Source organism: Flavobacterium terrae (assembly GCF_900142035.1).
Classification (GTDB): Bacteria; Bacteroidota; Bacteroidia; order Flavobacteriales; family Flavobacteriaceae; genus Flavobacterium; species Flavobacterium terrae.
Genome location: NZ_FQZI01000002.1, coordinates 633,018 through 650,906 on the forward strand (window position 1 = coordinate 633,018; position 17,889 = coordinate 650,906).

At 32.8% G+C, this 17,889-nt stretch carries 16 protein-coding genes; 9 read left to right on the plus strand and 7 right to left on the minus strand.

What is annotated here, in order from left to right; all coding sequences use genetic code 11:
* Positions 1-37: 37 nt before the first annotated feature.
* On the plus strand, positions 38-433 hold the full coding sequence (locus BUC09_RS07180; RefSeq protein WP_073310070.1) for a DUF983 domain-containing protein: 396 nt from the start codon (positions 38-40) through the stop codon (positions 431-433).
* On the opposite strand, the gene BUC09_RS07185 is transcribed toward BUC09_RS07180, so the two are convergent.
* From BUC09_RS07185 to topA, 7 genes are all read right to left on the minus strand, one after another.
* Complete coding sequence (locus BUC09_RS07185; protein ID WP_073310072.1) at positions 430-1,491, minus strand: NAD(P)/FAD-dependent oxidoreductase; 1,062 nt, start codon at positions 1,489-1,491, stop codon at positions 430-432. The two genes, BUC09_RS07180 and BUC09_RS07185, sit on opposite strands and share 4 nt — an antisense overlap.
* A 66-nt stretch (positions 1,492-1,557) precedes the next feature.
* Complete coding sequence (gene porN / locus BUC09_RS07190) at positions 1,558-2,571, minus strand: type IX secretion system ring subunit PorN/GldN (RefSeq protein WP_073310074.1); 1,014 nt, start codon at positions 2,569-2,571, stop codon at positions 1,558-1,560.
* Positions 2,572-2,619: 48 nt separating this feature from the next.
* Entirely contained in the window at positions 2,620-4,149 is a 1,530-nt protein-coding gene (gene porM / locus BUC09_RS07195; protein WP_073310076.1) for a type IX secretion system motor protein PorM/GldM, read from the minus strand.
* A 51-nt stretch (positions 4,150-4,200) separates the two neighbouring features.
* Positions 4,201-4,848, minus strand: coding sequence for a type IX secretion system motor protein PorL/GldL (gene porL, locus BUC09_RS07200; RefSeq protein ID WP_073310077.1), 648 nt, complete (start codon positions 4,846-4,848; stop codon positions 4,201-4,203).
* Positions 4,849-4,896: 48 nt separating this feature from the next.
* Entirely contained in the window at positions 4,897-6,282 is a 1,386-nt protein-coding gene (gene porK, locus BUC09_RS07205) for a T9SS ring complex lipoprotein PorK/GldK (RefSeq protein ID WP_073310405.1), read from the minus strand.
* A 147-nt stretch (positions 6,283-6,429) separates the two neighbouring features.
* Entirely contained in the window at positions 6,430-7,575 is a 1,146-nt protein-coding gene (locus BUC09_RS07210) for a formimidoylglutamase (protein WP_073310079.1), read from the minus strand.
* Between the two features lie 3 nt (positions 7,576-7,578).
* The gene (gene topA, locus BUC09_RS07215) at positions 7,579-10,080 is read right to left on the minus strand and encodes a type I DNA topoisomerase (protein ID WP_073310080.1); all 2,502 of its coding nucleotides are present in this window, start codon (positions 10,078-10,080) and stop codon (positions 7,579-7,581) included.
* A gap of 213 nt (positions 10,081-10,293) precedes the next feature.
* Here topA and miaB point away from each other — a divergent pair, with 213 nt between their 5' ends.
* The 8 genes from miaB (at position 10,294) to groL (ending at position 17,471) form a co-directional block, all read left to right on the plus strand.
* The gene (gene miaB, locus BUC09_RS07220; RefSeq protein WP_073310082.1) at positions 10,294-11,748 is read left to right on the plus strand and encodes a tRNA (N6-isopentenyl adenosine(37)-C2)-methylthiotransferase MiaB; all 1,455 of its coding nucleotides are present in this window, start codon (positions 10,294-10,296) and stop codon (positions 11,746-11,748) included.
* A 32-nt stretch (positions 11,749-11,780) separates the two neighbouring features.
* Positions 11,781-12,305, plus strand: a complete 525-nt coding sequence (locus BUC09_RS07225) for a YcxB family protein (RefSeq protein WP_084127130.1) — start codon at positions 11,781-11,783, stop codon at positions 12,303-12,305.
* A 16-nt stretch (positions 12,306-12,321) separates the two neighbouring features.
* Positions 12,322-13,587, plus strand: a complete 1,266-nt coding sequence (locus tag BUC09_RS07230; RefSeq protein ID WP_073310085.1) for a sigma-54 interaction domain-containing protein — start codon at positions 12,322-12,324, stop codon at positions 13,585-13,587.
* 29 nt (positions 13,588-13,616) lie between these two features.
* The gene (locus tag BUC09_RS07235; RefSeq protein ID WP_073310086.1) at positions 13,617-14,120 is read left to right on the plus strand and encodes an LptE family protein; all 504 of its coding nucleotides are present in this window, start codon (positions 13,617-13,619) and stop codon (positions 14,118-14,120) included.
* A gap of 4 nt (positions 14,121-14,124) precedes the next feature.
* Positions 14,125-15,003 carry a hypothetical protein gene (locus tag BUC09_RS07240; RefSeq protein WP_073310088.1) on the plus strand — a complete coding sequence of 293 codons (879 nt, stop codon included), beginning with the start codon at positions 14,125-14,127 and terminating at the stop codon, positions 15,001-15,003.
* 6 nt (positions 15,004-15,009) lie between these two features.
* A complete protein-coding gene (gene secG, locus BUC09_RS07245; protein WP_073310090.1) occupies positions 15,010-15,384 on the plus strand; it encodes a preprotein translocase subunit SecG in 375 nt (124 codons plus the stop codon).
* 139 nt (positions 15,385-15,523) lie between these two features.
* Positions 15,524-15,799, plus strand: coding sequence for a co-chaperone GroES (locus BUC09_RS07250; RefSeq protein ID WP_073310092.1), 276 nt, complete (start codon positions 15,524-15,526; stop codon positions 15,797-15,799).
* 40 nt (positions 15,800-15,839) lie between these two features.
* A complete protein-coding gene (groL, locus tag BUC09_RS07255; RefSeq protein ID WP_073310093.1) occupies positions 15,840-17,471 on the plus strand; it encodes a chaperonin GroEL in 1,632 nt (543 codons plus the stop codon).
* The last annotated feature ends 418 nt before the right edge of the window (positions 17,472-17,889 follow it).

A 17,889-nucleotide genomic window follows, 5' to 3' on the forward strand; every position in this document is an offset into this window, starting at 1 on the left:
ACTTATAAAATTGATACCTTTGAGAAAATTTTTGCAAATGTTAAAAAAAGGATCGAAACTAAATAGCATTTTAACAGGAAGTTGTCCTAAATGTCAACAAGAAAGCATGTATGCTGGAAAAAACATGTTCAATCCAGAATATACTATTAAAATGAATAAAGAATGTAGCCACTGTGGACTACATTATCAATTAGAACCTTCTTTTTTTTATGGATCTATGTATGTAAGCTACGCTGTTGGAGTTTCTTTTGGAGTTGCCGCCTTTGTTATATTTTATTTTCTCTTAAAAACAGATTTAAAAACTGCATTTATTGGAATCTGCGGAACATTATTAGGTTTCATGCCTATCATTATGAGATTATCGAGAAATATCTGGATAAACATATTTGTTAGTTATGATAAAAATTGGAAACAAAACAAAGAGGAAAATTAAATTTCTTTAATTCCCAGTTTTTTATAAAATCTAGAAATATTGATATTAGAATCTAAAGGGATAGCATTCTCAATATTTTGAAATAAAGCATTAGCCAACCAAGGTCCTAGCATTACTCCTCTTGTTCCTAAACCATTTAAAACATGTAAGTTTTTAAACTCATGATGGGTACCTACTAGAGGCCTCCTATCTTTGACTGTTGGACGAACGCCAGCAAAATGCTCTACAATTTCAAATTCACAGTCAATTAATTCTTTTAAGTTTTCAATCAACTCATTTTTACCTTCTTCAGTAGGCAGATCTGTTTTATCATCCCAATTATAAGTCGCTCCAACTTTGAATAAATCATTCCCAATTGGTAAAATAAAAATGCTAGATTTTAGAACTACATCCAGATTAAGCTTTGGTGCTTTAATAATTAGCAACTCTCCTTTTGTACCATCAAGAGGCAAATGATTGAAGTAACTATTATTATGAAGTGCAAATCCTTCTGAAAAAACAATATTTTTAGCTTTAATACCTTCATAAACAACAAAATCATTCTCAAATACAACTTTAGAATAATCAAATTTGGCATTACTAAATAGATCTGAAGAAGTTAAAAACTGAATATAACTATCCAACAAAAGAGATACTTCAAAATAACCAGTAGTTAAAACTTCACCAAAACCAAATTTAGAGGTAATAGATTGATACTGTTTGTGTATAATATCCGTTGAAAGAAAAGGTGCAAGATTAGGTTTATCTGCAGCCTGAAACCAATTGTTTTGCTCTTCAATAGATGCAAATTTTCTATAAATAGGTATCTTGAAATCAAATTGCACCTCAAGTTTATTAGCTATGTTTTCGAAAAAAGGCAAACCAAATTCCAATTGCTCTTTAGCTTTCCAAACTTCACTAAACCTTTTTAAAATAACAGGATTATATAATCCACCCGCAACTCTCGAAGAAGAACTCGAATAATCATCAAAAACATGAAATGCTTTATTATTTTGAAAACACAATTCTGCAAAAGAAACACCTGCAATTCCTGAACCAACAATAATATAATCTAACATGGTACAAAAATAAAAAACTCTTACCGTTATGGTAAGAGTTTTTTATGAAATTGGAGAAATTAATTATTAGTAATTCCACATATCTTGCTCGAAATTACGAATTTTGTCTTTCACTCTTTCTGATTCTAATAACTGCATTAAAGAGTTATCTTTCATATATTCAGAAATTTGTCTGTCATTATAAACATTCTCTTCTTTATAAGTTAACGCATTAAAACGACGAGAATTTAATAAATGATCAAATGAAATTGGCATAGAAGAGTTTTCATCATTGAATGCTTTCCACTCATGTAAAACTTCTCTAGCTCCAGGATAAAATACCCAGAATAATTCAATATAATCTTTTTCTTCTTCTGATTTACCCATAGTATAAACGTCTGGGATCACAGGACAAATTCCTAAAATTCTGTATCTTAAATCTGCTTGTCTTTTGTCAAAATACCAAAGACCAACAATTTTATAATCCGATACATCTATAGATGCTAGGTCAGTTCTTACAACATACTCATCAGAAATCTTTCTAGAAGGCTGAATAGTATCTGTTTTCATTTTACCTGTTTTTTGCTTAACCATTTTCTTTCCTTTTTTCACCATAGTGTATTCAGGAGTTTGAACGATACGCATTCTAAAAGCATCTGGATCTTCGTTCATTTGCTCTCTACCAGCATCACTAGTATCGATTTTTGTTAACGAAGCATTAATATCCTTTAAAGATTTTTTTACTCTAAAGTAACTATCATCATATACTTCAGTAATTTTACCAGATTTAATACCTGAAACTAATACATCATATAAAGAACGACGATCTTTACCAATAGCAGCAGTATCAATAGGATAATACAAAGGAAAATTGATTCTTTCATCAAGGTCAATAATTTCCCATGTCTTTTTAGACATTAAAATATCACGGTCATCTACATAACCATATTCTAATGGCTTGTCATTATCTTTTGATAGTTGAGCCTCTGATTTCTTCCCTATATCAGAAGGAACTTTAGCATTCAACAAGTTAGATTGAGCGAAAGAAGTAGTACTTCCGGCAACAAAAATAACAACTGATAATAAATTTCTCCAATTCATAATATTCTATTTGAGGCGTTTAATAAATTAAACGAAATTTGTTTTTAATTATTGTACTTCAAAAGTACAAGTAGAAACTCTCTTAGCAACTTGGTCAATACCTTGGAAATTAGCTTTAATTTCAGAGATAACAACTACATCACCACGTCCAGCTTTTTGAATCGCTGCTCTAGCTCTACCGTCCATTTTGCTTCCAGAAACAACAATTGTAGGTTGTCCAGGAACTTTAATGTTAAATTGAGTTACATTTACTGTTACAGGAAAATCGAAATCTTCCATTACAGCTGTGATTGTACAGTTTTCTAAGTTACCTTTAGGTCCTTTTGCAGAAACCTCACCACGTATTTTTCCAGTTGGAGCAGGTAAACCTTTAATACGGAATTCTTTTTTATCAGAAACTACTTTACCATCAGGTAATTTAGCAGAAACATTGATCATTACAGAAGTACCAGCACCAGGACGTAAAACATATTTACCATTTCCTACTTTAGACATACCATTAGCTGAAGCATTAACATTGTTGTCTCCAACACCAGCAAATGAAATTGAAATTGGGTTAGGTACACCACGGTAAACAACGTTCATTTTATCAGCAGAGATAGTAGCTGAGTTAGGACGAGGAACTACAACATATTTCCCTTCGAATTTTAACGGAATAGTTTTTCCATCTTCTAAGAAAGTGAATTGACCACGGATATCTTGCTCACCGACACCTCCTGCAGTTGTAGAAATGATAGCTTGACCATTTTCTAATTTACCAGGACCTTGGAATGAAGTTGGCTTAGTATTTTCGTCATAACGACCTAAAACCACTTTACCTTTAACTGCTTCTCCTTGGAAGTAAGCATTCTTTTCTAAAACAACAATAGCTTGATAGTTGCTGTAAGATGCAGCTTGAACCGCCGCTTTACCTAAAGCTGCACTGATTACATCAGATTCTGCTTTTTTAGCATCATTTTGCCAAGCGGAAAGCTTTGCTAAAGAAGCAATAGCTGGGAAACCTTTAAAATGATAATCTAAGTATTTTACTTTAATTCCTTCTTTGTTAGGAACATCAGATACATCAAATTTTTTAGTAACCTCATTCAAGATAGCAGAATACTTTTTTTCGTTTCCTAAAGCTGATTTTAAATCTGCTTTATAAGATTCGATTGCACTGATTACAGCTTGTCCTTCTTTTGTATATCCCTCACCACGGAACCATGCATTATCAAGGTTTTCACCTTTATCCATAGCTTCGTAAGGTAATTTTCCATTTTCAGCTTCTACACCTTCTAAAACTTTAGTTTTTAAAGTTGCAATGAAGTCATAAAATTTCTTAGTAGCAGCTTCAACTTTATGTGCAGTCATAGCTGCAGTAGCAAATTCTCCTTTTGCCTCAGAAGCTTTTTGATCTAATGAAGCCATCATTTGCTCATTTGTAGTATTAGCTGAAGTGTTAGCACCTTCAAACTTTTCGTTCATCAAACCAAAAGCTGATAATACTTCTTTTGACATATTCATTGCCAACATCGCGATGAAAACCAAGTACATTAGGTTAATCATCTTCTGTCTAGGGGTTAATTTTCCTCCTGCCATTTTTTCGAATTAGTTTTTGTGTTAAATAATAATTTATAGTTTAAAAACTAATTATCCTCTGTTACTCATAGCAGAAAGCATACCACCATAAACATTGTTTAATGATGCGATGTTTGCTGTCATTGACTGCATTTGCTCTTTTAATTTAGCTGCATTTTCAGCGATTTCTTTGTTAGCCTCAGCATTACGAGAAGCGCTATCTAATTGAGCTTTATATAAGCTATTTAATGATTCCATGTTACTTGCAGCTGCCAACATTTCATCAGCATATTTCTTTTGACCTGCCATAGCATCTACTGTTGGAGAAATACTTTTAGCAGCACCTTCGAAATTTTTGATACTATTTCCTAAGCTAGACATTAACTCACCGTCAATTTTAGCTTCTTTTAACATAGCGTCTAATTTTTGAGATAATAATCCTTGAGCATCTTTTGGATCTTCTTTTTTCGCTTTTTTGTCAGAAGCTTCACCTCCAGCTAATTCTGGATAAACTAAAGACCAATCCAAATCCTTTTCAACAGGCTCGAAAGCAGATAAAGCAAAAATTAATGCTTCAGTAACTAACCCAATAGATAACATTAATGTACCAGTTAACGGTCCTATTTCAAAGTGAGTGATTTTGAATAATGCACCGATAATTACTACTGCCGCTCCCATACCGTAAGCGAAGTTCATTGCTTTTTTGCTTAAAATTGCCATAATAAATAAATTTAAGTTAAGTTAAAATATAAAATAAAGTTGGTTAAATTATTTTGCGTTACCAGTTACATCTGTACCCATATAATCTTGGATTGTACGGAAACCAATGTAGCTTCTTGCTGAATCTGCATATTCGAAATCACGTGTTCCTACTTGTAAATAGTAAGCAACATCTTTCCAAGAACCACCACGGATTACTTTACGCATATTTTTTTGATCAGAAACGTTAGGATTCATTGTAGAAACAAACTCATATGCTGTAGGATCATATGATGATTCTGTCCACTCAGAAACGTTACCTGCCATATTGTACAAACCATAATCATTAGCTTCGTATGCATCAGCTTCTACTGTATATAAAGCTTGATCAGCTGCATAATCACCACGAACCGGCTTGAAGTTTGCTAAATAACATCCTCTATCGTTTTTAGCATACGGACCACCCCAAGGGTAAGTTCCAGACTCTAAACCTCCACGAGCAGCATATTCCCACTCAGCTTCAGTTGGAAGTCTATAAGTACTCACATTATTTTGGTGACGTCTTTTTCTTTCCGCATTATGATATAATGTTCTCCATGCACAAAACGCTTTAGCTTGTTTCCAATTCACACCCACTACTGGATAATCTCCATAAGCTTGGTGCCAGAAATAATCATTATGCATTGGCTCATTATAAGAATAAGCGAAATCTTTAATCCATACAGTTGTATCAGGATACACCATCGAAGAGTCTTGACGAATAAATTCTTTTCTCTTACCAACTTTAGCTTTAGCTGCAGCTTGAATATCCATCCATTTGTATTTGAAAACTAATTTGTTCACATCAATAGTTCTTAAACCATTGTAAGCTTCCTCAGCAGGGATATACATAGAATCCATTACTTCAGTATAACTTGCATCAGGATATTCACTAGTTTTCCATTTTAAAGGAACCTTTTTATTTAATTTTCTACCAGCATATGGATCATTACCTGAACCCATACTTGTATAGTTATCATACATGTATTTGTCATAAACACTCATGTTTGTAGTGTCAGAATCTAAAAATGCATAATCACCAATGCTTCCGCCTTTTTTAGAAGATTTACCATCAGCCGCACCTGCACCTTGCTCATCAGCAGCAATAGCTAAACGCATTCTAACAATAGAATCTCTTACCCAGTGAACATACTGTCTGTACTCACTGTTAGTAATTTCTGTTTCGTCCATGTAAAAAGAACGAACAGTTACGGTTTTAGTAGGCGCATCTTGTACATTAGCTAAATCATCATCTGATTTACCCATAATAAAAGCTCCACCAGGAATCAATGTCATCCCGTAAGGTTTCTCAGGATGCCATGCTTTTCCTTTTACACCAACTAGCTGACCATTGTCTTTTGATCCGCAGCTGTATAAAAATGAAATCAATACTGCTAATAAAATGTACTTCTTCATATAAATTTGGGTTATGTATGTATTCATAAGTTTTAAGGCCGTAAACCTATTTATTTATTTTCTAAAAAACAATAGTTAATCATAAAAAAATCTTAAAAAAATCAATTTAGACTATTTTTAGATTAGTAAGCTTGTTAAAAAGTTGATTTATATTAAATTTTTTCGCTGTGCTTTCCACCATCTTTCAGGCACTTCTCCATTACATGCAGCCAAATACTCTTTGTGAGCACAAGGCAACAACGTAGACTTTTTTAATTTATTGTGTACTCCCGATATAAGTGGTATTTCTATCCACCAACGGTCAGTTTTATTACTTTTATAAAAAATTACCTCTTCTTCTAAAGTCACAATGTACTTAATATAGTTCTCTTTCGTTCCAAAAGGATACTCATTTGATCTATAATTAAACCCTTCAATAAAATACCATATGATTTGCGCAATAAGTACCGCTTCGTTTTTAGTACTATTATGATTAAATATCCCAAAAGAAGAAACTTTATCACTTATTCCAGCATATCTAGATAAAACACATATTTCTTTTCCTGAAAAACCATTTGGTGTAAAGTCTACAAAGTTAGCAGAATTTGATGACTTTACAGACCTTATATCAAAACTAACTAAATCTGCATCTCTAAAAACAGGTTCAGCAATTGTAGAATCATTAGATATTTCCCCTAAACGATAGGCATCAAAATAAAGCTTCTCAATTAAATCGATTTCTTCCTGTGAATTGAAATAAGTTTGATATCCTACATTACTATAATTAAAAAGATTATTAGGCTCTTCAACAATCATTTTTGTTAAATACGAATCTGAAGGAGAACTTACTTCTTTTGCAAAATCAAATTTACTATCAACCGAAACTAAATTGACCATTTGTTCTAATTGATCATAACCTCTATAAATAGCATACGTCAAATCCTGTGACCCTCCTATTATAATAGGTATGATTTTATTTTTAATCAAATGAGAAACTGCAGTTTTAACAACAAAATAAGTATCCTCAACAGAGTCACCTGCTACAATATCTCCTAAATCAATAATTTGTGATTGCCAATTACCCGGAAATAAACTGTAAAATTCTTTACGTATATGTATCAAGTCAACTCCACCATCTCTTCCCTCTTGACCTCTATTTTCTAAAACTCCAATAATAGCTATTGAAACTTCATTAAAACTTGGAAACTCATATTCTGTATTAAAAACAACTTTTTTACCCAACGCTTGATTATGTAAGCCATTGATAAAATCCAAGAAATTAGCATCATGTGGTTGAAAAAAATCAAAAACCATTTCTTATTTCTTTTTAGCAGTTGTTTTTTTTGCTGTTGACTTTTTAGCTGCTGCTTTTTTTGCAGGAGCTTTTGCTTCGATCATTTCTTTTACTTTTTCTAAAGTTAAAGCCGAAGCATCAATATCTTTATTCAATTCGATTTTCGTTTTCCCCTTTAAGATTACAGAACGACCCCAACGTGCTTTTTCAACGCGGATTCCTTCTTCTTCCCAATTATGAATTACTTTATCGATATCTTTTTGTAATTTATCTTCAATTAATTCGGCAATATCTGAAGCTGATAAATTATCAAAATTATATTTCTTACTTACATTGATAAAAATTCCGTTCCATTTAATGAATGGTCCAAAACGACCCACTCCTTTTTGAACATCCATATTTTTGTATTGTCCAATTGGAGCATCAGCCTGATTCTTTTCATCAATCAATTCTTGCGCTCTTTCTAAAGTCACATCTAAAGGTTCTTCTCCTTTAGGTAATGAAATAAAAGTTTTACCGAAACGAACATACGGACCGAAACGACCATTATTCACTTCAACTTCTTCTCCTTTATATATACCTAAGTTTTTAGGCAATAAAAATAGATTCAAAGCATCTTCTAAAGTAACAGTGCTAATATTTTGCTCAGCTCGCAAACTTGCAAATTGTTTATTTTCATCATCTGCCTCACCAATTTGAACCATTGGCCCAAACTTACCTAAACGAACTGAAACCTGCTTGCCTGATTTTGGATCAATCCCTAATATACGTTCACCACTTTCTCTTTCTGCATTCTTCTCTACATCTTGAACATTAGGATGGAAATGATTATAAAAATCCTTCATCATTTTTGACCACTCAATATTTCCTTCAGCGATTTCGTCAAAATCTTGTTCAACTTTGGCAGTAAAATTATAATCTAAAATGGTTTCAAAATTCTTAACCAAGAAGTCATTTACAATAATACCAATATCTGTTGGCACCAATTTACCTTTATCAGAACCTACATTTTCTTTTAAAACTTGTGCTTTGACATCACCAGCTTTTAAAGTAATTTGATTGTATTGACGTTCCTGACCTTCAAAGTTTCCTTTTTCAACATAATTTCTGTTGATGATAGTAGAAATAGTTGGCGCATACGTTGACGGACGACCAATTCCTAATTCCTCTAATTTTTTAACCAAAGAAGCTTCGGTATATCTTGCAGCTGCTCTTGAAAAACGCTCAGTAGCTGTAATATAATTATTTTTTAAAGTCTCATTGACTTTTAATGCTGGCAACATTCCTTCTTCCTGTTCATCTTCATCATCATGTCCTTCCAGATACACTTTAAGGAATCCTTCGAATTTGATAACCTCTCCTGTAGCAGTAAATATTTCTTTATGATTGTTCGCTTCAATTTTCACATTAGTACGCTCTAATTGAGCGTCACTCATTTGCGAAGCCAAAGTTCTCTTCCAGATTAAATCATACAAACGTGCTTGATCTCTATCTATATCAATTGTATGACGAGTCATATCTGTAGGACGAATCGCCTCGTGAGCCTCCTGTGCTCCTTTAGATTTTGTATTAAAATTTCTAGGCTTACTATATTCTGCACCATAATAACTTGTAATTTCAGCCTGTGCAGCAGCCATAGCTTCCTGAGAAAGATTCACACTATCTGTTCTCATATAAGTAATTAATCCCGCTTCATACAAACGTTGTGCTATTTGCATTGTGATACCTACTGGTAAATACAATTTTCTAGCAGCTTCCTGTTGTAACGTAGATGTTGTAAATGGAGCGGCAGGTGATTTTTTTGTAGGCTTAGTTTCTAAATCCCCCACCTTGTATGTAGAACCAATATTTTGTTTTAAAAAGTTTTCAGCTTCTGCTTTTGTTGCAAAATTTTTAGGCAATTTTGCTTTAAAGCTTTTTCCAGCTTCATTTGTAAACTCAGCTGTAATACTATAAGATGCTTCTGCTTTGAAGTTTTGAATTTCACGCTCACGCTCTACAATTAAACGTACAGAAACCGATTGAACACGTCCAGCAGACAAACCTCCTTTTACTTTTTTCCAAAGTACTGGAGATAATTCATAACCCACTAAACGATCTAATACTCGACGAGCTTGTTGCGCATTCACTAAATCATAATTGATTCCACGTGGATTTTCAATTGCTTTTTGAATAGCAGATTTTGTAATTTCATGAAAAACAATACGTTTAGTCTTTTTGGGATCTAATTTCAATTCTTCCGCTAGGTGCCAAGAGATAGCTTCCCCTTCGCGGTCTTCATCGGATGCCAACCAAACCATTTCGGCAGTTTTAGATAAATCTTTGAGTTTTTTAACCAAAGCTTTTTTATCAGGAGAAACCTCATATTTTGGTTTGAAATCATTATCTACATCTACTCCTATTTCCTTAGAAGGTAAATCAGCGATGTGACCATAACTCGATTCAACCTGAAATTCTTTTCCTAAAAATTTTTCAATAGTTTTTGCCTTTGCAGGCGACTCAACGATGACTAAATTCTTTGCCATTTACAATTTTATTTCTTCGGCAAAAGTATGGGTTTTTTTTAAATATTATCTTTTTGAAAAAATATTTAGGTCAAAAGAAACCCTTTTATCGATGTTACACCTATTTATATATAGTACAAACAAGCTTAAATAATGTTAAAGAAATCTGACATCTTGTCAGAAAATCAAATTTAGTATTATCTTTGCACGCACATTTTTACGCAAAGGCAATTTATGGAAAAGGAAATTGATGAAAAGAAACAAGGTACTAGCCTAGTTTTACAAGAAAAAGAAGGAAATACAAAAAAACTTTTTATAGAAAGTTATGGTTGTGCTATGAATTTTTCAGATAGCGAAATCGTAGCATCAATATTAACAGAACAAGGTTATAATACAACTCAAAAGCTGGAAGAAGCCGATTTAGTTTTAGTTAATACTTGTTCAATTCGTGACAAAGCAGAACAAACTGTTCGCAAACGTTTAGAAAAATATAATGCTGTAAAACGAAGCATTAACCCTGGAATGAAGGTTGGTGTTTTAGGATGTATGGCTGAACGTTTAAAAAGTCAATTTCTTGAAGAAGAGAAAATAGTTGATATGGTTGTAGGCCCTGATGCCTATAAAGACTTACCTAATCTTTTAAAAGAAGTTGAAGAAGGTCGTGATGCCATCAATGTTATCCTTTCAAAAGATGAAACTTACGGAGACATTTCACCTGTACGCTTAAACTCTAATGGAATTAATGCCTTTGTATCTATTACAAGAGGTTGTGATAATATGTGTACGTTTTGCGTTGTACCTTTTACTAGAGGCCGTGAGCGTAGTCGTGAACCCCAATCTATCATTGAAGAAATACAAGATTTATGGAACAGAGGTTTCAAAGAAATTTGTCTTTTAGGTCAAAACGTTGACAGTTACCTTTGGTATGGTGGCGGATTGAAAAAGGATTTCGAAAAAGCAACTGAAATGCAAAAAGCAACTGCCGTTGATTTTGCTCAATTGTTAGAAATGTGTGCTATACAATTCCCTAAGATGCGTTTTCGTTTTTCGACTTCAAATCCTCAAGACATGCACGAAGAAGTGTTACACGTTATTGCTAAATATAATAACATTTGTAACTACATTCACTTACCTGTACAGTCTGGAAGTACTAGAATTTTAAAAGAAATGAATCGCCAGCATACTCGTGAAGAATATATGGAATTGGTTGACAAAATCAAACGTATTATACCTGGGTGTTCGATTTCACAAGATATGATTACTGGTTTCCCTACGGAAACTGAAGAAGATCATAAAGACACTTTAAGTTTGATGGAATATGTGGAATATGACTTTGGTTATATGTTTGCTTATTCTGAAAGACCAGGAACTTTAGCGGCTCGTAAAATGGAAGACGATGTTCCTGAAGCTGATAAAATGCGTCGTTTACAAGAAGTGGTCGATTTACAACAAGAATTAAGCGCAAAACGTACTGCTCGTTTTAAAGATCAAGTTGTAGAAGTTTTAATTGAAAAAGAATCTAAGAAATCTGACAAACATTGGTCTGGAAGAAATTCAGAAAATGTGGTTACAGTTTTCCCTAAAGAAAATTATAAGCCAGGAGATTTCGTATTGGTAAAAATTTCTGATTGCACTACTGCAACATTGATTGGAGAAGCAATTGGATATAGTGAAATGCAAAGTAATTAATCCAACACTTGAGATTAAAAACTTAAATAAATATGAGTGGAGAGATAGTTATAAATCAAAGTTTAGATGCGGACCAGATAGTTAAAGCAAACGTTCTAGTCATTATTACGAGTAAATTAAAATATTTTATTTTTTTAATCGCTTTTGTAGTAATTTTTAACTTTACGATGAACATAATTAACCCTTACAATATCAACAATAATTCTCAAATAGATTTAAAAGAATTTCTTCCAATTCTAATTATTATTCTAGTGCCCTATTTTATTTGGAACTCTTTAAAAAAATCGGCTCGAAAAGCACATTCTGATAAAAGAAGGTTTTTTGAAAACGTAAATTATGTTTTTAACATGAACGAATTCAAAATAGAAGGTGAAAATTTCAAAAATGTGTACAACTGGAATGAATTAAAAAAAGTAAAAGAAACTAAAAACTGGTTTTTAATATATACAAATGAATATCAAGCAATTGCTTTAGACAAAAACCAACAAGAAAAAAGAAAAATTGAAGAAATTAGGAGTTTAATAAATTCTTTAAATATCCAAAAAAGTTTAAAATAAACTTAGCCTAAAACAAATGGAATCAGTTCAAGCCATAAAACAACGATTTGAGATTATCGGTAACGACACGAAATTAAACCGTGCAATTGAGAAAGCTATTCAAGTAGCTCCTACGGATATTTCTGTATTAGTAACTGGAGAAAGCGGTGTTGGTAAAGAAAGTATTCCTAAAATAATCCATTCGCTTTCCCATCGCAAGCACGGAAAATATATTGCTGTAAACTGCGGAGCTATTCCTGAAGGAACGATAGACAGTGAATTGTTTGGTCACGAAAAAGGATCCTTTACTGGCGCAACCGCAACGCGTGAAGGTTATTTTGAAGTGGCAGATGGTGGTACCATATTTCTAGATGAAGTAGGTGAATTACCTTTAACTACTCAAGTACGTTTACTACGTGTTTTAGAAAATGGCGAATTCATTAAAGTGGGTTCTTCTCAAGTTCAAAAAACCAATGTGCGTATTGTAGCAGCAACCAATGTAAATATGGCTGACGCCATAGAAAAAGGTAAATTTCGTGAGGATTTATACTATCGTTTGAGCACAGTAGAAATTGGCTTACCTCCTCTTCGTGAACGTAGAGACGATATTCATTTGTTATTTCGAAAATTTGCTTCAGATTTTGCACATAAATACAAAATGCCTCCTATTAAGTTAGAAGACCAGGCTGTAAACTATTTATTAAAATACCGTTGGGGTGGAAATATTCGTCAACTACGTAATGTGGCTGAGCAAATTTCAGTTTTAGAAACCAACAGAGATATTTCATTGCAAACGTTAACTTCTTATTTACCAAGTGAAGGAAGTAACTTACCTTCTGTAATTGGGAAAAAATCTGAAAGTGACTTTGCTACAGAAAGAGATATTCTTTATAAAGTTCTTTTTGACATGAAAAGTGACTTGAACGACTTGAAGAAACTTACTTTGGAACTAATGAAAAATGGTGCCAAAGTTCAAGATATAAATCCAAACTTAATTCAAAAGGTTTACGGAACTTCTAAAGGAAATGATAGTGAAATCATTTTTGATGAAGAACCAATAGTATCTGTACTACCTAACACAAATAATCAGGTAGAGGAAGAATATATTGAAGAAGACGATAACGAGAACTATATTTTTGCTGACACTGTTGAAGAAGAAGATTCATTACGTTTAGATCAAAAAGAAATAGAACTCATCAAAAAAGCATTAGAACGAAATAAAGGAAAACGTAAGGCAGCCGCAGATGAACTAGGAATTTCAGAAAGAACATTATATCGAAAAATTAAACAATTCGATTTGTAATTTCAATTTAATATCTTTGATGCTTTACCATGAAAAAAATCTATTACATATTCATTGCTTCTTTTTTCACTCTTTTAAGTAGTTGTTCTGTATACAACTTTACAGGAACAGGAAAAATTGATGCTAAAACATTTCAAGTTAATTATTTCCAAAACACATCAGAATTAATAGAACCTGGTATTGAACGTACTTTTACTTTACGTTTACAAGATTTAATTCAAAATCAAACGAATCTAACTCTTACAAATACTGATGGAGATTTAGTTTACGAAGGTGAAATTGTAGATTATAGAATTAGCCCTATGACTTCTACTGCAGATTTAACTGCTGCACAAAACAGGTTAACAATTTCGGTAAATCTAAGATTTTCGAATAAAAATAAATCCGAAGATGATTTCGAAAAACGTTTTTCGTTTTTTTATGATTATCCAGGAGAACAACAACTTACTGGTTCACAATTAAGAACCGCTTTAGACGAAATATTTGAACGTATCACCCAAGATATGTTTAATGATACTTTAGCCAAATGGTAAAATCATGAATATTACTGAATTTACATATTTGCTTAACAAACCTGATGCTATTACAGAAAATCAGACGAATGATTTAAGTAAAATCATCGAAGAGTTCCCTTATTTTCAAAGTGCCAGAAGCATTTATTTAAAGGGTTTACACAAACAAGATAGTTTTAAGTACAACAATACTTTAAAAACAACAGCTGCCTACACAACAGACAGAACAGTTTTATTTGACTTTATAACTTCTGAACATTTTTCTGAAATTCTGCCAGAAGTTATTCAAGAAAAAGAAGAAGATATTGTTACCCAAGATATTATTGAGAATAATGATATTTCTGCAGTTAAAATCGACATTAAGGAAGATGTTTTTGAAAATACTTTAGAAAAATCCATTTTATCATCTATACAAGAGGCAGAACAACATCAAGAAACAATTAACGAAAAAACTGAAACTATAGTTCAAGAAGCTGAAGTTGAAATCTCCGAAAAAGCAAAAGAAGTAGAAACACCTGTTACATTCAATCAAAACGAAAAACATTCGTTTCAAGAATGGCTTCAATTGTCAAAAATAAAACCTATCGTTCGTGAAGAAGATACTAACGAAACTAGTGGAGAAAAAAGTTTAACTTCTAAACTTGAAATAATTGACAAATTTATAGAAACCAACCCTAAAATCCCACCAGTCAAAGAAGACGTACCACCTCCTACTTACACCACAAAAACTGAGGACACATCGTACTTAATGACAGAGACTTTAGCAAAAGTTTACCTTGATCAAAAAAAATACAGCAAAGCAATACAAGCTTATGAAATATTAATTTTGAAATATCCAGAAAAAAGTAGTTTATTTGCAAACCGAATTTTAGACATTAAAGAATTACAACAAAATAACAAATAGTTAACAATGAGTACATTTTCGATTTTTTTAGTTTTAATCACTATAGTTTGTTTTTTACTAGTCGTGGTAATTATGGTTCAAAATCCTAAAGGAGGAGGATTATCTTCAACTTTCGGAAGTTCACAAATGATGGGTGGAGTACAAAAAACAACAGACTTCTTAGATAAAAGTACTTGGTATTTAGGAGCTACATTAATCGCTTTGATTTTATTATCAAGTTTAAGCTTTAATGGAGGTAATAGCGATAATGGTTCAAAAGTAATTGATGAGAGCGCAGTAACAACTCCTGCAATTCCTTCTTCTGCACCAGCAGCTACAGAAAATAAAGCAACTACTCCAGCTGAAACAACAAAACCAGCTACTGAGGAAGCTAAAAAATAATCTTTAGGATACAATAATACAAAATGCCAGCCTGTCAGTGCTGGCATTTTTATTTAGTAAATTTGTCAGCATTTTTGACTTGGCACAATTTCTGAAAAAAGAAAAGCATCAAAAAATAATAACATAAATACATATAATTATGGCATTAAACATTAAACCACTTTCAGACCGCGTTATCGTGGAACCAGCAGCTGCCGAAACACAAACAGCTTCTGGAATTATTATCCCAGACACCGCAAAAGAAAAACCTCAAAAAGGAACTGTGGTGGCTGTAGGAAACGGAAAAAAAGATCAACCCATGACAGTTCAGGTTGGCGATACGGTTCTTTATGGAAAATATGCTGGAACTGATTTAAAATTTGAAGGGAAAGATTATTTAATTATGCGCGAAGAAGATATTCTAGCAATCATTTAATCAAAAAACAAATTAACGAATCAACAAATAAATCAATAAAATGGCAAAAGACATAAAATTTGATATTGAAGCACGTGATGGATTAAAACGTGGTGTAGATGCATTAGCAAATGCTGTAAAAGTAACATTAGGGCCTAAAGGGCGTAACGTAATTATTTCTAAATCGTTTGGAGCACCAACAGTAACTAAAGATGGTGTTTCTGTAGCTAAAGAAGTAGAATTACAAGATGCTCTTGAAAACATGGGAGCTCAAATGGTAAAAGAAGTAGCTTCAAAAACCAATGACTTAGCAGGTGATGGAACTACTACTGCAACAGTTTTAGCTCAGGCTATCGTTAAAGAAGGTTTGAAAAACGTTGCTGCAGGTGCCAATCCAATGGATTTAAAACGTGGTATCGACAAAGCAGTTGAAGCTATCGTTACTGATTTAGGAAAACAAGCTAAAGAGGTAGGTTCATCTACTGACAAAATCAAACAAGTAGCTTCGATTTCTGCTAATAATGATGATGTTATTGGTGATTTAATCGCTACTGCTTTTGGTAAAGTCGGAAAAGAAGGCGTTATAACTGTTGAAGAAGCAAAAGGAACTGATACATACGTTGATGTGGTAGAAGGAATGCAATTTGACAGAGGTTATTTGTCTCCTTACTTCGTAACGAATACTGAAAAAATGGAGGTAGAATTAGAAAGACCTTACATTTTATTATACGACAAAAAAGTATCTTCTTTAAAAGAATTATTGCCAATACTTGAGCCAGTAGCTCAATCATCAAAACCATTATTAATTATTGCAGAAGATGTTGATGGTGAAGCGTTATCTACATTAGTAGTAAATAAATTACGTGGTGCCTTAAAAATCGCTGCTGTAAAAGCTCCTGGTTTTGGTGACCGCAGAAAAGCAATGTTAGAAGATATCGCTATTTTAACTGGTGGAACAGTAATTTCTGAAGAAAGCGGATACAACTTAGAAAATGCTACTTTAGAAATGTTAGGAACAGCAGAAAAAGTTTCTATCGATAAAGACAATACAACGCTTGTTAACGGAGCTGGTGACAACGAAATGATTAAAAATCGTGTGAACCAAATCAAAGCTCAAATGGAATCAACTACTTCTGATTATGATCGTGAAAAATTACAAGAGCGCCTAGCAAAATTAGCTGGTGGTGTTGCTGTATTGTATGTTGGTGCAGCTTCTGAAGTAGAAATGAAAGAGAAAAAAGACCGTGTAGATGATGCATTACATGCAACTCGCGCAGCGGTTGAAGAAGGAATTGTTGCTGGTGGTGGTGTAGCTTTATTGAGAGCGAAAGCTACTTTAGCAAATATTAAAACGCTAAACGCAGACGAAGCTACAGGTATCCAAATAGTAGCTCGTGCCATCGAAGCTCCTTTAAGAACAATTGTTGAAAATGCAGGTTTAGAAGGATCTGTAGTAGTAGCAAAAGTAGCTGAAGGTAAAGACAACTTTGGTTACAATGCTAAAACGGACGAGTATGTAGATATGCTTGAAGCAGGAATCATTGATCCTAAAAAAGTAACTCGTGTAGCTTTAGAAAACGCTGCATCAGTTTCTGGTATGATTTTAACAACTGAGTGTGCTTTAATCGATATTAAAGAAGAAAACGCTGGTGGTGGAATGCCAATGGGTGGCGGAATGCCAGGAATGATGTAATCGAAAGATTAATATCTTATAATTTAAAAGCTGTTCTTTTATTAGGGCAGCTTTTTTGATATAACGAAAAATTGTCAACTTAAAGCTCTAAAAAACAAATGAAAAAACTAATATTTATAATAACGTTTTTAACTATAATACTAAGTGTTCAACTATTTATCTACCCTTTAAATATAACCTCATCAGTCATACCTGGAAGACATATCACAATTTTATCATCATTTTATTTTTCATTAATTTCGGCGATTATAATCCTAATAATTCCAATAATAACTTCTTTATTATTGTTCAAAAATGGAAGGGCAATAAATCTAAAAATTTTTATTTTTCATGCATTAATTTCAGCAATTTTACTTTTTCTTTTACAGATTTCAACATCAGTTATTAATAATCAAGATCTAAACAATATAGAAAAGAG

Bases quoted from the DNA above. Each gene is read 5' to 3' on its own strand.
- porL (WP_073310077.1), bottom strand. From the start codon at position 4,848: ATGGCAATTTTAAGCAAAAAAGCAATGAACTTCGCTTACGGTATGGGA.
- BUC09_RS07210 (WP_073310079.1), bottom strand. From the start codon at position 7,575: ATGGTTTTTGATTTTTTTCAACCACATGATGCTAATTTCTTGGATTTT.
- BUC09_RS07235 (WP_073310086.1), top strand. From the start codon at position 13,617: ATGAAAAAAATCTATTACATATTCATTGCTTCTTTTTTCACTCTTTTA.
- porN (WP_073310074.1), bottom strand. From the start codon at position 2,571: ATGAATTGGAGAAATTTATTATCAGTTGTTATTTTTGTTGCCGGAAGT.
- porK (WP_073310405.1), bottom strand. From the start codon at position 6,282: ATGAAGAAGTACATTTTATTAGCAGTATTGATTTCATTTTTATACAGC.
- BUC09_RS07225 (WP_084127130.1), top strand. From the start codon at position 11,781: ATGAGTGGAGAGATAGTTATAAATCAAAGTTTAGATGCGGACCAGATA.
- miaB (WP_073310082.1), top strand. From the start codon at position 10,294: ATGGAAAAGGAAATTGATGAAAAGAAACAAGGTACTAGCCTAGTTTTA.
- topA (WP_073310080.1), bottom strand. From the start codon at position 10,080: ATGGCAAAGAATTTAGTCATCGTTGAGTCGCCTGCAAAGGCAAAAACT.
- BUC09_RS07240 (WP_073310088.1), top strand. From the start codon at position 14,125: ATGAATATTACTGAATTTACATATTTGCTTAACAAACCTGATGCTATT.
- BUC09_RS07230 (WP_073310085.1), top strand. From the start codon at position 12,322: ATGGAATCAGTTCAAGCCATAAAACAACGATTTGAGATTATCGGTAAC.
- BUC09_RS07250 (WP_073310092.1), top strand. From the start codon at position 15,524: ATGGCATTAAACATTAAACCACTTTCAGACCGCGTTATCGTGGAACCA.
- groL (WP_073310093.1), top strand. From the start codon at position 15,840: ATGGCAAAAGACATAAAATTTGATATTGAAGCACGTGATGGATTAAAA.
- secG (WP_073310090.1), top strand. From the start codon at position 15,010: ATGAGTACATTTTCGATTTTTTTAGTTTTAATCACTATAGTTTGTTTT.
- porM (WP_073310076.1), bottom strand. From the start codon at position 4,149: ATGGCAGGAGGAAAATTAACCCCTAGACAGAAGATGATTAACCTAATG.
- BUC09_RS07185 (WP_073310072.1), bottom strand. From the start codon at position 1,491: ATGTTAGATTATATTATTGTTGGTTCAGGAATTGCAGGTGTTTCTTTT.
- BUC09_RS07180 (WP_073310070.1), top strand. From the start codon at position 38: ATGTTAAAAAAAGGATCGAAACTAAATAGCATTTTAACAGGAAGTTGT.